Here is a 13,677-nt window from a genome sequence, read left to right as displayed (position 1 = left end):
TTATAAGAGCAATAAGATTCATAATTATTTAACAATTTTATATGATATACTTACGGTAAGATATAAACTCTTTGAATGCGGAGGTGTTTAAATGATGAATCGACAATTAAAACATCCACGTCTTAAATTATTGTGCGATATTATCGGAATCTTATGTGTTATCAGTGTTCTAACTATCTTAGCATTGAACTTTTATACAAACTTCCAAAGTGCTGGTAAATTTGAACTCGTTTTTCATATTGAAAATACACCTCAAGTCATCACAATCACAGTATTGATTGTGACTTGTATCCTTGCAGATATTACAAGTTATTTTTTGAAAAAACAAAAGAAATCTATGATATAAAAATAACCTCTCACGCCAACAAGTGAGAGGTTTAAGTTTACTTTATTTTCTTGACATAAATAGATTTCAAACCGATTTGTCCAAAACCTGGAATCTTACAATCAATATCATGTCCATCTTCTGGATCAACTAAGCGAATACCTTTAACTTTCGTACCTTGCTTAATCACTGATGATGCACCTTTTACTTTCAAGTCTTTAATTACAGTTACTGTATCGCCATTTACTAATTCTTGACCATTTGCATCACGTACTTTTAATGCTTCTTCTGCTTCTTCTACTGAATCTTGTGTCCATTCATGTGCACACATCGGGCATACAAATAATGCACCATCCAAATAAGTATATTCCGAACCGCAGCTCGGACAATTAGGTAAAGTTTGTTCCATTGTCTCCTCCTGATGCTTAATAACCTACTTAATTTACCATGCTTTGATTGAAAAAGAAAGCTCAAAAAAATTTAAAATTGTGTCAGTGATTTTACTTTTTTAAAGCTTCATCTACTTATTTAAACTCTCCCCTGTATGTGTTTGAAGATGAAACTAAACCTTACAATATAGTCTACTTAGAATCATTAAATGTCTCTCCGTCTGAAACCAATTATTCCAACAACCATACATATTATAAATATGAGCAGCATCCATAATAATGGAGGCCAGTTCATATCGGCTACAGGGAGTCTTGGAACATGACCAAACGGCGTCATTTCTTTCAACCATTTTTTTACATCCAGCAATTGGCCAAGATAGACGACCAAGAAACAATATGCCAAATAGAGATAAACGAGAATACTCATTTTTTCAAGCCATCCCACTACCATAACAGCAAGACCTGCAAATACTAAGATAGCAGGAATATAAACCGCACCTGCAATGATGATTTTTTCAAATGCAATCGGATTTTTCATACTGCTTGCTTCGCCTGCATACATACCTAACGCAGCAAATATTATCATCATTACGCTATTCAGCAAACCAATCCATACAAAGCTCATTAAATAACGTATACGGCTAACAGGATGTGAAAGTATTAATTCTTCACGGTGAAAAGACATCTCTTTACGTATTTTGAATATAGCCATGAGTACCGGAATTGTCGCAACCATCCCCATGATTGCCATGAGTATAGGTACAAATTGCTCTGCATAATTTGTACCATCACCTGTCAACATACGCTTCAACATCGGGTTATTTTTAAAGAATGCATCTAAATCTCCAAATACAGAACCATAAGATAAACCAAGTACAAACATACCGATTCCCCAAGCGATAAGCCCTGTACGTTGCAATCTGAATTGCATCCCTAAGGTCGATTTCAATAACCATCCTGCCTCAGCATGCCCTGAAAACGTCGGTAATAATCCTGCTTCTGCATCACGTCTGCTATTTAAGATAAAGGCGATGATGAGTAAGACTGCAGATGAGGCTATAAGTGTAATGATCGGCCACCAATGATTGTTACTATAAACTTCAGTATGCGGTATCCATCCGAGCGGCATCCAATTTGATAAGCCTTCTGCAGAAACATCACCTATCGCACGTAATAAGTACATAATAAGCAATAAGCTGATACTGATACCTACTGTCTGACTTCTTGTAGCAGATAATTGAGCGACCACCAGCGTCAGCATTCCAAACAGCAAACCTGAAGCAGCTAAGCTCGCCCCATACAAAAAGCTGCCTTCAACTGTAAAATGCGGAATATTAATGAGAGATAAACCGATTCCTATAGCAAGTACCAACACGCTATTGACAATCACTTGTTGAATAACTGCACTTGTGAGTACTGCATCACGTCCAATTGGTAAGGCGCTCATCATTTCTAGACGCCCGTCTTCTTCTTCGCCGCGTGTATCTTTGGCTACAAATAAAATATTCATAATGGCTACAAGAATGATTGTAAATAGTTGCATTTCATAAGCGAACATTGTCGCAAGATTTGCTTGAGATAAATGTGCTTTTCCAAGCATCGCTTCCATTGCCGGACTTTTGAACATTTCAAAAACTGGAATTAATTCTTTATTATCAGGATAAATATTTTTAAATGCAGGCGGTATAATAAGCGTGAGTAATACCAGACCTGCTAACCAAAAGAACATTTTCCATTTATTTCGTTTTAGGTAAAATAACGTTATTTTGGAAGTGTGATATAAATTTTGTTTCATTTTAATCACCTTCTTTAATTTTTTCGCCATAATGACGTAAAAACAGGTCTTCTAAAGTTGGAGGTTGGCTTTCTAATTTTTTCACGTTGAAACGACTTAAGTATTGAATCACTTCGCCAACTTGATCAGTATCTACTTGGAAACGATAAACACCAATTTGTTCTGTTAAATCATGAATTCCCGGTTGTTTGTCTACATCTGTCAGCGGTGTGGATGTTTCCACTGTAAAGCGCATGCGTGTCAAATGCCGCATTTCATCTAATGTACCTACCTCTACCATCTTACCTTTTCGGATAATACCTACACGATCACATAGCTGTTCTACCTCAGATAATATATGACTTGAAAGCAGAACAGTTTTGCCGCGTGCTTTACAATCTCGTACGTAATCTTGAAATACTTTTTCCATCAATGGATCTAATCCTGAAGTGGGCTCATCAAAGATATAAAATTCTGCATCCATGCTTAACGCTGTGACTAGAGCGACTTTTTGACGATTTCCTTTTGAATAAGCTCCGCATTTTTTACGAATATCCAATTCAAAACGTTTAATTAATTCTTGCTTCCGCTTATGATTTACATTTTTTTGCAGGCTTAATAAGAAATCAATGACCTCACCGCCCGTTAAATTCGGCCATAGATTTACATCACCTGGAACATAAGCGATATGTTGATGAATGCTGACTGGATGCTTAAAAGCATCTTGACCGAATAATTTAACGCTACCATTAGTTGGTTTCAACAACCCTAGTATTGTTTTTATTGTGGTTGATTTTCCTGCACCATTCGGACCGATGTATCCAAATATTTCTCCTTCTTCAACTGTTAAATTCAAATGAGATAAAGCCTCGAATTTTCCGAATCGTTTGGTTAAATCATGAACTTCTAACACGTTTGTCATAGCAACCACCTGCTTTACTTTTATTATAGAAAACGCTTTCTTTAACTTGATTTCATTATACACCTATCCTCTTAGATAATATAAAAAAACAGCAATCCTTATGAAAAGCATTGCTGTCCTTTGTCAATTCAGTTGTTGATTGTCTTTATTTTTTAAAAGCACGTGTTTGAATGTCTTTTTCTTTGAGCCAATCTTCAATCACTTTTTGTTGTTTACCATTTACCGCATCATTTTTTATATCTAAATCCTCTAATTCTTTCAACGTAAGCTTTCCTTTTCCAGCACGATCCATTGCAGTATCGATTTTTTCTTCTAAATCTTTTAAATATTGATTTGATGTCATGATATATCGGCTGATTTTGTGAGCGTATTTGTCATAACCTTTCGGTAATTTATTTTGATTGATATAGTTAGAAAAGTTATTATCATTTTCATCTGTCAGCTTACTTGCATGTTTAATTTGTGAGGCTTCTTTTTTAGTTAACTTTTCATCTGAATACATTTTGTCTTCGTAGTTTTCAGTGATTCTTGTCAAATCATGATCTGCATTTAAATATTGTTGGATGTCACGTTTCATTTCTGCTTCACTGATTGTTTTATTCTTATCTTGTTTTTTAAAAATCTCAGGATTCAAATTAATTTTAGCAGTATCTTTTTCAGTAGGTTGTTTTTGCGTTGCTTTTTTCTGCGGTTCTTTTTCTTTATCTGTTTCTTCATTGGATCCTGAACATGCAGATAATATTAATGTACATGCCATTAACGTTGCCAGTTTTTGTTTCACGATAGATTCGCCATCCTTTTCTTTCTGTTCTGAATGGTGTATTTATTTCATTTCATACCCTTAAAGTTTATCACAAATAATCATTTTGAATATTTTTCAAAAATCCTCCAAATATTGTCTTGTTTATATATAAAACGCTTTCATTTTCTTAGAATTTTGAAAATTTAAAAATTTGACTTTCTTTTCAATATTTTTAGTGTATAATATTTCCATACATAAACTCTATTCCGTGCAATACAAAAAAATTGGATGAGATGCAGCGATGATTTCGCAGTGTGCACACCATTCTTTTTTCACAAACTTCAAAGAGGTGCAACTTTATGGAAAACAACGATTTAAAACGTAGTATGAGTAATAGGCATATTCAATTGATTGCTATCGGGGGTGCAATCGGGACTGGTCTCTTCTTAGGCGCAGGTAAAAGTATTGCGTTAGCCGGCCCTTCCATTTTACTTGCCTACATCATTATTGGTTTCTTCTTATTCATTATGATGCGCGCACTAGGTGAATTATTGCTTTCTAACAGCAACTACAATTCATTTATTGATATCGCTGATGATTATCTTGGCCACATGGCCGGCTTCTTTACAGGATGGACTTATTGGTTCTGTTGGGTAGCAACTGGTATCGCAGATATTACCGCTGTAACAAAGTATATTAATTTCTGGTGGCCGAACTTCCCGCCTTATCTGACAGCTATTATCACAGTGTTTGTGCTATTAGCTCTGAATTTAATGACTGTAAAAGCTTATGGTGAAATCGAATTTTGGTTTGCGATTATTAAAGTAATTGCTATTTTATTCTTGATTGCCATTGGATTATGGATGATTTTTACTGGTTTCACATCTGCGAATCATATTAAAAGCGGATTCAGCAACCTTTATTCTCATGGCGGTTTCTTCCCTAATGGGGTTATGGGCTTCTTACTGGCCTTTCAAATGGCAGTCTTCAGTTTTGTCGGGATTGAACTTGTCGGTGTTACTGCACGTGAAACAAAAAATCCTGAGAAAAACTTACCGAAAGCTATCAATAGTGTCGGTATCCGTATCATTATTTTCTATGTGTTAAGTTTGATGGTTATTATGAGTATTACGCCTTGGAATCGACTTGATCCAAAAGAAAGCCCATTTGTTAACTTATTTGTACTTGCTGGTATTCCAGCGGCTGCCGGTATTGTTAACTTTGTCGTATTGACTTCAGCTGCAAGTGCTGCAAACAGCGGTTTATTCAGTAACAGCAGAATGGTTTACGGTTTATCTGTTTCTGAAAGTGCACCGAAATCTTTAGGTAAAGCCAATCGTCATGGTGTGCCATACAATGCCTTGATTTTCTCAGGTGTCGTTTTATTCTTAGCCGCACTTTTGAATTACATCATTCCAGATACAGTCTTTACTGTCGTAACAACAGTCGCGACAATATTCTTTATTTTCATTTGGACAATCATTTTAGTTTGTTATATCAAGTATCGTAAACTGCACCCAGAACTGCATGCACAATCAAAATTCAAAAACTTCTTCGGTGTAGTTGGTTCATATAGTACACTCGTGTTCTTTGCAGTTGTGATTGTGATACTTTTCTTGGCTGAAGATACACGTGTTGCACTTTACTTCTCACCTTTCTGGTTATTGTTGCTTTTTGCAGCATACAAACTGGGTGGTTTTAAAAATCGTCTTTCAAAAAATAAATAGTTGAATATCACAAACAGCGATCACCTTATTAAAGATGACCGCTGTTTTTTTAATGTAAAACATCTTAAATTAAAAAACCGGAACAACAAGGCTGTTCCGGCATCTATTATATATAACTTCGACTCAACAAATTTAGTTCAAACGTGTCGGTGTATCACCAGTATTAATCACGTTCAATGCAGCATTTAAGCCGCCTTCAACTAAGTTACGTACCGCTTCATCTGAGAAGAATGCGATATGCGGTGTCAATTGAATTCTTTCATTTTCGATTAAACGTTTGAAAGTATCATCTTCTAATTCTTTGCCTGACCAATCAAATGTGAAGTAAGGCATTTCGAATTCATACGTATCTACTGCAGCGCCTAATAATTTACCGCTGTCTACAGCGTCAATCATTGCTTCTGTATCTACCATTGCTCCACGCGCTGCGTTGACTAATACAGCACCATCTTTGAATTTATCAAACATTTCCTTATTGAATGCATGATGATTTTCTTTAGTAGCCGGCATGTGTAATGATACGATATCTGCGTCTTTAACTGCTTCTTCAATAGAATCTTTATATTCTAAGAAATCTAATGAATCATTAGGATATAAGTCGTAACCTACAACTTTAGCACCGAAACCTGCAAATAATTCACCAGTTAATGCACCGATACGTCCTGTACCGATAATCGCAACTGTCATGTTTTTCACTGGTTTAGCCATAATTGGTGCTTCCCATGTGAAGTTATAATCTTGAACGCGTTTTTCAATTTGTGGGAAATGACGCACAAGGTTCAACGCAGCTGCTACTGAGTATTCAGCAATTGTTTCTGGAGAGTAGCTAGGAACGTTTGACACGATAATGCCATGTTTTTTAGCTAATTCTAAGTCGTACATGTCAAATCCTGCAGTACGTTGTGCGATTTGTTTAATACCCATTTCTTCCAATTTAGGGTAAGCTTCAGGCTCAAGTTTACCAAATTGCATTGTCGTTACACCATCAAATCCTTCAAGTTGATCTAATGTGTCATAACTTAAAAAGTCTTCAGAAAATGAAACTTCAACGTCATTTTCTTTAGCCCAGTTTAAAGCCATATCTTTTTCATAATCGCGTGTACCAAAAAATTTAATTCTTGTCATAATTACTCCCTCGATTCTAAAAAATTAATGTAATTGAATAATTCTTATCTCACTTATTATTTTATGTGAATATATTCACATAGTCAAGAGACTAAGCATTATTCTGAATTATCTGTTATTTCATTATACCTTTTTCATATGTGTTTTACTATAAAATTATCTTGTATTTTTATATTCTCTCCATATCTCGTTAATAAAATAGTATAAAATTAATCAGTACAATACGGTATTTCTTCCTCATTAATGAAATGCCGAAAAGAAAAACACATCTGAATTCATAGGATTACAATGCACTTTGCTCATAAAAAAACTCTTTTGAAACAATGCTTCTTCAGCATCAATTTCAAAAGAGTCTTTGATGATTTTTTTATTGCAAGAACCAATAGTCTTCCTTCTCACCTTTAAGATAAGTATATGGTTCAGGTTCTTTACCGTGACTACGGATATTATAATTCATCTCATCTCGAACATCCCAGACGAGATGAATAAAGTTTTGTAATTAACTGCCGAACCTTGGTGCTTTCATTTCTAAAACATGATTAATATCTTCAACTGAAACATCTAAAGCATCTGCTAAGTCCGTTTTACTCAAAGATGATTTTTCAAAATGTGCTTGTAATTCATCGCGTGTAATAGCGCGTTGTTCTTTATTTAATGACACTGAACTTCATCCCTTTTCTCCTTGTATTTTACTGTAATATAAAAGAATGATTTCTTTTATTTTTTCTTGTGATACGGTTTATAACTGATTGTCGGCTCTCTTTCACCTTTTCTGAAAGCTTCTGTAATTTCTTTTCTTCTGGCTGCACGCAACTTACGGTTCTTAAGTGCCTCTTTACGATTATAGGAAATGTTCAAAGAGGTACCTTTTCTTTGCGAATCTTTCATATACATGTAAGATCCAATGTTATAAGCTGTACGTACAATCATCTGGCCTGCTACAGGTGAAGTCAGGTATAAAAACAAAATCGTTAATAATGTTCTCACACTGAAATAGTCTCGCATCATTAAGAAGTATATAAAAACACCGATTAAAGATAGTAATACGGATAAAGTTGAACTCTTAGTCGCCGCATGTGCACGCAAGAAGACATCTTTGAATTTAACAATACCAATTGCACTGATCAAAGCTACGATAGAACCTAATAATATCAAGACAGCTGCAAATAAACTAACGATTTCGTTTAGATTCAAAGATACGCCCTCCTTCCACAAAGCGTGAAATTCCGATAGTACTTAAAAATGCTAAGATTGCAATAATCAAACTAGCATCTAAGAAGCTTAGCGTATCAAGTACGATGCTGAGTATGCCCACGATTGAAATTACCATTGCACCTATCGAGTCAAATGCAACTACACGATTAGGCGTGGTTGGTCCTTTAACGATACGATATAAAGAGATGATGACCGCAATACCGTAAATTACAAGTGCAGTATGAATAATCCACATTATTATTGTCTCAATCATTTAAGCACCTCCCAAATTAAGCGTTCATATTTTTTAATTTGCTTAGTTAATATCGCTTTATCCTTTTCAGATACATCAATCGCATGAATAAAGAACCGACTGCCATCAGGCGATATTCTCAATACTAACGAGCCTGGTGTCAACATAATCAACAAAGTCAATAAAGTAATCGCCCAATCTCTTTTAAGCGACGTTTCATAAATTAACAATCCTGGATTCATATCATGTGATTTGAAAAGGATGTAATTGATAGTTGAAAAACTAGAAATAAATAACTGAACATTATACACGATGATAAATTTAAAAATGACCCACACTTTCTTCAAATAGAACACACGTTTAAAGAAGAAGCGATGAATTAAATACACAATCGCGATACCTATTAAATAACCTGTAATGAAAGTGGACAAATGAAATTTATCTTCATCTTGGAACAAAGTCCATAAAAATGCGATTAAAATATTTAACGTTAATTGCGCTAACATTAGTCCACCTCCACTTTCACATCAGGAATAACTGATTTAATATACTCACTCGGGTGCAAATTAAATTCAGCTGCTTGGCGTGCAAAATCTAAGAACCATTCTCCGCAGACACCCATGAAAATAGTTGCAGCAGTTAAAAACATCATTGCGACAATTTTATGCATGGCTAAAGGTGTATTTTTCACTTGAGGTACATTTTCTTGTCCAAAGTACATCACAAAGAAGATACGCAGCAAACTGTACATCGCAATAATACTTGTAATCACTAAAACAATAACACCTGTCACATAACCTTTTTCCATTGCGCCTTGAATAATAAGAACTTTACCCGGGAAGCCGCTGAATGGCGGTACGCCTCCAATTGACAATGTCAGTATAAAAAAGATGATACCTAAACTTGGATGTACATGAATCAAACCGCCCATGTTTTTATAACTTCGAGATCCGCATTGAACAACGAAGACACCTAAAACTAAAAATAGTAACGTTTTGATAATCATGTCATGCCCAGCATAAAAGATAGCGCCCGTTACACCTGTTTCATTCAAAGCACTTAATCCTAATACTGAAAATCCTATAGATAAGATGACTTGATAAGCAGCAATTTTCTTCACGTCTTCGTAGCCTAATACACCAACCGCTCCAATAATCATAGTGATGACAGCCATATAATACATGAGCTGATGTGTAATATCTGGTTGCTGGTCAAAAAGCAATGTCATCACTCGAATCAAAGCATAAATACCTACTTTAGTCATTAAACCTGCGAACAATGCTGCTAGTTCAGTATTCAAAGCAGCATAAGCTTTAGGCAACCACATAAACATGACTAAGGCTGCTTTGCCTCCAAAGACAAAAATCATTATAATTGCGACCATTGTCATTGCAGGTGTTTGATTGCTTTCAGCAATACGCATTGCTAAATGTCCGAAATTCAACGTGCCGAGTGTTCCATATAAATAAGCAATTCCGATTAAGAAAAACCAAGAACTGACCACATTCATCACAACATAAATGACACTAGCACGCAGCTGTTCAACAGTTTGTCCGAGTGTAAGCAGAACAAAAGATGAGATTAGCATAATTTCAAACATGACATATAAGTTGAAAATATCTGCTGTTAAGAAACTGCCATTCACACCTGTTAACATAAATAGAATGAAAGAAGGTAAGAAATAACGATTGGCAAGATGTTCTTTTTTACCGAAACCGAAATAGATAATAACAGTCACGACAAAGTTTGCGATAGTTGTAAAAATGAGTCCTAGCGTATCGCCTACAAATTGAATACCGAACGGCGGCTGCCAGTTACCAAAGTTAATTACTAATGTTTGATGATTAAATACATGAACCAACAAATACACAGAAACTGCAGTTGTAATCACCAACATTGTAATTGCGATACGACGTGTGACCATTAAACGTTCTTTAAAGAAGAAAAGTACCAGACCAGTGACAAGTGGGACGAGTAATGGTATTAATAATAAATTATTCATCTACATCATCATCCTCACCGCGCAAGGCCTCTATTCTATTTACACGCGTCACTTTATAGGTTCTATAAACTAACACAAGCAAGAAAGCAGTCACAGCAAAACCGATTACAATCGCAGTTAAAATTAATGCTTGCGGTAACGGATCTACGTAATTCTTTCCTTCTCCATTTATAATCGGCACATTTTTCCCGTTAAAACCGCTCATTGCTAAAATTACTAAATTCGCAACATGTGTGTAAATTGCAGTACCAAGGACAATACGAATCAGGTTTTTAGATAAAATCATATACGTTCCTGCAAAAGTTAAAATTCCTATAATTATAATGAGTATCGTATTCAACTTTTATCACCACTTATCGCGAGCATTATTGTTGTGACTGCGCCTACTACTGTTAATAAAATACCAAATTCAAAAATAGTGACACTTGATAGATGTATTTTTTCTAATAAAGGTACTGTCACATAAACATCTTCATGAGAAAGTAATGGGTGCCCAAAAAATATCGGTGTCACTGCAGTTGCAATAGAAAGCAAACAACCTGATATCGTCACAGCACGAAAGTCAATCGGAAGCGACTTTACTACTTTTTGTACATCAAAGGCTAAAAACATCAGTATGAATGCAGAACTGAAAACAAGTCCGCCGATAAAGCCGCCGCCTGGATTATCATGACCTGCTAAAAATATATAAGCACCGAATGTCAAAATGATAAACACAGCTACTTTCGATATGGTTTCCAGAACAATATCATTTTCTTTCATTGGACTCATCCTTTCTGATTTTGAATTTAACTAAAGCAAAGATACCAAGACCGACAATCATAATCACAATACCTTCTAGCATCGTATCGAGTGCACGGAAATCTCCTAAAATGGCATTAACAATATTTTTTGAACCGGCTAAATCGTAACTATCTTCATAAAATCTTGAAATTTTCTGGAATGGAGGATCTTGCAATGCAATCACTACAAAAGTCATTACGAAAAGCGCCATTAAGAATGCAATAATGAGTTTAACCGCTTCTCTCCCCCAAAGAACTTTATCTCTTTGGACATTTGGTAAATGATGGAACACCAGTAAAAATAAAATTGTCGTAATTGTTTCTATCACCAATTGTGTCATGGCTAAATCAGGTGCTTTCATCAAGATAAAGACAATCGCAATAGAATAACCGATGACACCATTTAAAATAACCATCGCCATTCGTTCTCGAATATAAAGTAAAGCTGCTGAAAGAATAATGATGTTTACCAATACTAGAATTTCAAACCACGTAAATGGCGTTATTTCAAATCCTTTTATCGGAATCCAACCTACTTTAATAAATCCATATGCCAGCATTCCAAAAAACATCAGATAAATAACATGTAAATATTGATTTAGTTTATTATTCATCATTGTTTGCATATTACGTCGGCTGAAACCTTCACTCCACTTCAACATTGCATTATAAAGTGAATTAATTGAAAGAATTGAAGGAATTCGGTTATATACTTTCATCCAGCGCGAACGCCATAATAACAAAATGCCTATCGTATAAATAATGAGTGTTATACCTAGTTCAGCCGTAAATCCATGCCATGCTGCTACATGAGGGACATATTTCTCTACAACTGCAGTATGGTTGATATCTCGCAGAGCTGGAGTAATAAGATATTTACCCAAAACATTCGGTATGATGAAAAATAACGGTAAGCCGCACACGATAATAACCGGTGCAATATACATACTGATAGGCTCATGGCCAGGTATATGCGGCAACTTTTCTTTATTTAATGGTCCGAAGAAGGTATCTTTTATCATGCGCAAGCTATAAACAAACGTCAGTACACTTGCACCGATTGCAACAACTAACATAATACTCATAAATATTTGGTCATCAATCGGTAATTTTCGTCCATTCACTAAAGTTGTAAAGAACATTTCTTTGGATAAAAAACCATTGAAGAAAGGCAATCCTGCCATAGCCATTGCACTGATTGTCATAATTGTTGCAGTAACAGGCAATAACTTGCGTAATCCGCCTAGCTTTGCCAAGTTGCGTGTACCAGTCTCATGATCAATAATCCCGACTCCCATAAATAATACACTCTTAAATAAAGCATGGTTGATAAGATGGAAAAGTCCTGCAAAGAGACTGATTACGAAAAATTCTACAAATGAATGATGAAGACTATAAGTCAACATTCCAAACCCAACCATAGACATAATCATACCAAGCTGACTAATCGTTGAATAAGCTAATAATGCTTTTAAATCTCGTTGACCAACAGCAACAAATGAGCCCACTGCCAGCGTTATAATCCCTACTGTAATCACGATATAACCAACCCAAGGGGCGTAACTTAAGATAGGAGTAAATCGAAATAAAAGATATAATCCTGCTTTCACCATTGTGGCTGAATGCAGATAAGCACTGACTGGTGTAGGGGCTTCCATCGCATCAGGAAGCCAAATATGAAACGGAAATTGAGCTGATTTTGTAAATGCGCCGATCAATATACAAACTACAGCAAATGGAAACCATGGTGAGGCACTTAAAGTATCTGTCTGTGTTACTAACTCAGAAATTGTATTTGTTTTAGCGATACTATAAATAATAATGAAACCAATTAGCATGAACATGCCGCCGAATACAGTAATCAAGAAAGACTTCAGCGCACCATTTTGACTAGCTTTTCGGTTATACCAATAAGAAATAAGCAAGAATGAGGCGATACTTGTCAATTCCCAAAATACGTACAGCAATATTGTATTATCTGCTAACACAACACCGAGCATGGCGAACATAAATAAAATTAAATAAAAATAGAATCTTGGTAAGTCGTCATGTTCCTTTGATAAATAAGCATTGGCATATAATACAACACCTGTACCTATTAAAGTGATTAACAGTGCAAATATCATCGATAAACCGTCAAGTCGGAATGCGAAATCTAAATCAATAACTGGCATCCATGGTAATGAAATCGAGGTGATTTTACTTTCAGCGGTTTGATTAATCTTAAAGACAAAATATATTGCGCTGACAACAGGGGCAATGAGAGCAATCCAACCTGAGAAACGGGCAAAAGGTTTGATAGATTTTTGTGTAGAAGTTTCTACTGTATTCTCAGATTGAACATCAGTCTGTAAGGTGCTGAATTTTTTTGTTTTTATATTCGTTGCCAAAATCACTGACATGATGGCGACAACAAAAATGAGCAGCCATATAAGACTCATA

Annotated in this window: 14 protein-coding genes and 1 pseudogene; 2 read left to right on the top strand and 13 right to left on the bottom strand. The window is 35.4% G+C overall.

What is annotated here, in order from left to right; all coding sequences use genetic code 11:
* Positions 1-91 precede the first annotated feature (91 nt).
* Complete coding sequence (locus A4G25_RS09635) at positions 92-346, top strand: hypothetical protein (RefSeq protein WP_047132555.1); 255 nt, start codon at positions 92-94, stop codon at positions 344-346.
* Between the two features lie 37 nt (positions 347-383).
* On the opposite strand, the gene A4G25_RS09630 is transcribed toward A4G25_RS09635, so the two are convergent.
* The 4 genes from A4G25_RS09630 to A4G25_RS09615 all read right to left on the bottom strand — a co-directional run bounded on the left by A4G25_RS09630 (position 384) and on the right by A4G25_RS09615 (position 4,191).
* Positions 384-734, bottom strand: coding sequence for a zinc ribbon domain-containing protein YjdM (locus A4G25_RS09630; RefSeq protein WP_047132556.1), 351 nt, complete (start codon positions 732-734; stop codon positions 384-386).
* 185 nt (positions 735-919) lie between these two features.
* Entirely contained in the window at positions 920-2,509 is a 1,590-nt protein-coding gene (locus tag A4G25_RS09625; RefSeq protein WP_047132557.1) for an ABC transporter permease, read from the bottom strand.
* A gap of 1 nt (position 2,510) precedes the next feature.
* The gene (locus A4G25_RS09620; protein WP_047132558.1) at positions 2,511-3,410 is read right to left on the bottom strand and encodes an ABC transporter ATP-binding protein; all 900 of its coding nucleotides are present in this window, start codon (positions 3,408-3,410) and stop codon (positions 2,511-2,513) included.
* Positions 3,411-3,555: 145 nt separating this feature from the next.
* Positions 3,556-4,191, bottom strand: coding sequence for an NDxxF motif lipoprotein (locus A4G25_RS09615; protein ID WP_052766771.1), 636 nt, complete (start codon positions 4,189-4,191; stop codon positions 3,556-3,558).
* Between the two features lie 320 nt (positions 4,192-4,511).
* Here A4G25_RS09615 and A4G25_RS09610 point away from each other — a divergent pair, with 320 nt between their 5' ends.
* On the top strand, positions 4,512-5,879 hold the full coding sequence (locus A4G25_RS09610; RefSeq protein ID WP_047132559.1) for an amino acid permease: 1,368 nt from the start codon (positions 4,512-4,514) through the stop codon (positions 5,877-5,879).
* Positions 5,880-6,011: 132 nt separating this feature from the next.
* Here the strand turns inward: A4G25_RS09610 and A4G25_RS09605 are convergent, their stop codons facing one another.
* The 9 genes and pseudogenes from A4G25_RS09605 to A4G25_RS09565 form a co-directional block, all read right to left on the bottom strand.
* Entirely contained in the window at positions 6,012-7,004 is a 993-nt protein-coding gene (locus tag A4G25_RS09605) for a D-lactate dehydrogenase (RefSeq protein WP_047132560.1), read from the bottom strand.
* 367 nt (positions 7,005-7,371) lie between these two features.
* Positions 7,372-7,665, bottom strand: a pseudogene (locus tag A4G25_RS09600) (DUF2316 family protein).
* Between the two features lie 56 nt (positions 7,666-7,721).
* The gene (locus A4G25_RS09595) at positions 7,722-8,198 is read right to left on the bottom strand and encodes a Na+/H+ antiporter subunit G (RefSeq protein ID WP_047132561.1); all 477 of its coding nucleotides are present in this window, start codon (positions 8,196-8,198) and stop codon (positions 7,722-7,724) included.
* Positions 8,176-8,472, bottom strand: a complete 297-nt coding sequence (locus A4G25_RS09590; protein WP_047132562.1) for a monovalent cation/H+ antiporter complex subunit F — start codon at positions 8,470-8,472, stop codon at positions 8,176-8,178. The genes A4G25_RS09595 and A4G25_RS09590 overlap by 23 nt, the downstream gene beginning before the upstream one ends.
* Positions 8,469-8,957, bottom strand: coding sequence for a Na+/H+ antiporter subunit E (locus tag A4G25_RS09585; protein ID WP_047132563.1), 489 nt, complete (start codon positions 8,955-8,957; stop codon positions 8,469-8,471). The genes A4G25_RS09590 and A4G25_RS09585 overlap by 4 nt, the downstream gene beginning before the upstream one ends.
* Positions 8,957-10,453, bottom strand: coding sequence for a Na+/H+ antiporter subunit D (locus A4G25_RS09580; protein ID WP_047132564.1), 1,497 nt, complete (start codon positions 10,451-10,453; stop codon positions 8,957-8,959). The genes A4G25_RS09585 and A4G25_RS09580 overlap by 1 nt, the downstream gene beginning before the upstream one ends.
* Positions 10,446-10,793 (bottom strand): Na(+)/H(+) antiporter subunit C, encoded by a 348-nt coding sequence (locus A4G25_RS09575; protein WP_047132565.1) that lies wholly within the window; start codon positions 10,791-10,793, stop codon positions 10,446-10,448. Before A4G25_RS09575 ends, A4G25_RS09580 begins: the two co-directional genes overlap by 8 nt.
* Complete coding sequence (locus A4G25_RS09570; protein WP_047132566.1) at positions 10,790-11,215, bottom strand: monovalent cation/H+ antiporter subunit B; 426 nt, start codon at positions 11,213-11,215, stop codon at positions 10,790-10,792. The genes A4G25_RS09575 and A4G25_RS09570 overlap by 4 nt, the downstream gene beginning before the upstream one ends.
* Positions 11,202-13,676 (bottom strand): DUF4040 family protein, encoded by a 2,475-nt coding sequence (locus A4G25_RS09565; protein WP_047132567.1) that lies wholly within the window; start codon positions 13,674-13,676, stop codon positions 11,202-11,204. Before A4G25_RS09565 ends, A4G25_RS09570 begins: the two co-directional genes overlap by 14 nt.
* Position 13,677 lies beyond the last annotated feature (1 nt).

Source organism: Staphylococcus condimenti, assembly GCF_001618885.1.
In the GTDB taxonomy this organism is placed as follows: domain Bacteria; phylum Bacillota; class Bacilli; order Staphylococcales; family Staphylococcaceae; genus Staphylococcus; species Staphylococcus condimenti.
This window is presented reverse-complemented; position numbering and strand designations above follow the sequence as displayed.

Coding starts and splice junctions, on each gene's coding strand:
- A4G25_RS09635 (WP_047132555.1), top strand. CDS start 92: ATGATGAATCGACAATTAAAACATCCACGTCTTAAATTATTGTGCGAT.
- A4G25_RS09630 (WP_047132556.1), bottom strand. CDS start 734: ATGGAACAAACTTTACCTAATTGTCCGAGCTGCGGTTCGGAATATACT.
- A4G25_RS09625 (WP_047132557.1), bottom strand. CDS start 2,509: ATGAAACAAAATTTATATCACACTTCCAAAATAACGTTATTTTACCTA.
- A4G25_RS09620 (WP_047132558.1), bottom strand. CDS start 3,410: ATGACAAACGTGTTAGAAGTTCATGATTTAACCAAACGATTCGGAAAA.
- A4G25_RS09610 (WP_047132559.1), top strand. CDS start 4,512: ATGGAAAACAACGATTTAAAACGTAGTATGAGTAATAGGCATATTCAA.
- A4G25_RS09605 (WP_047132560.1), bottom strand. CDS start 7,004: ATGACAAGAATTAAATTTTTTGGTACACGCGATTATGAAAAAGATATG.
- A4G25_RS09590 (WP_047132562.1), bottom strand. CDS start 8,472: ATGATTGAGACAATAATAATGTGGATTATTCATACTGCACTTGTAATT.
- A4G25_RS09585 (WP_047132563.1), bottom strand. CDS start 8,957: ATGTTAGCGCAATTAACGTTAAATATTTTAATCGCATTTTTATGGACT.
- A4G25_RS09580 (WP_047132564.1), bottom strand. CDS start 10,453: ATGAATAATTTATTATTAATACCATTACTCGTCCCACTTGTCACTGGT.
- A4G25_RS09570 (WP_047132566.1), bottom strand. CDS start 11,215: ATGAAAGAAAATGATATTGTTCTGGAAACCATATCGAAAGTAGCTGTG.
- A4G25_RS09565 (WP_047132567.1), bottom strand. CDS start 13,676: ATGAGTCTTATATGGCTGCTCATTTTTGTTGTCGCCATCATGTCAGTG.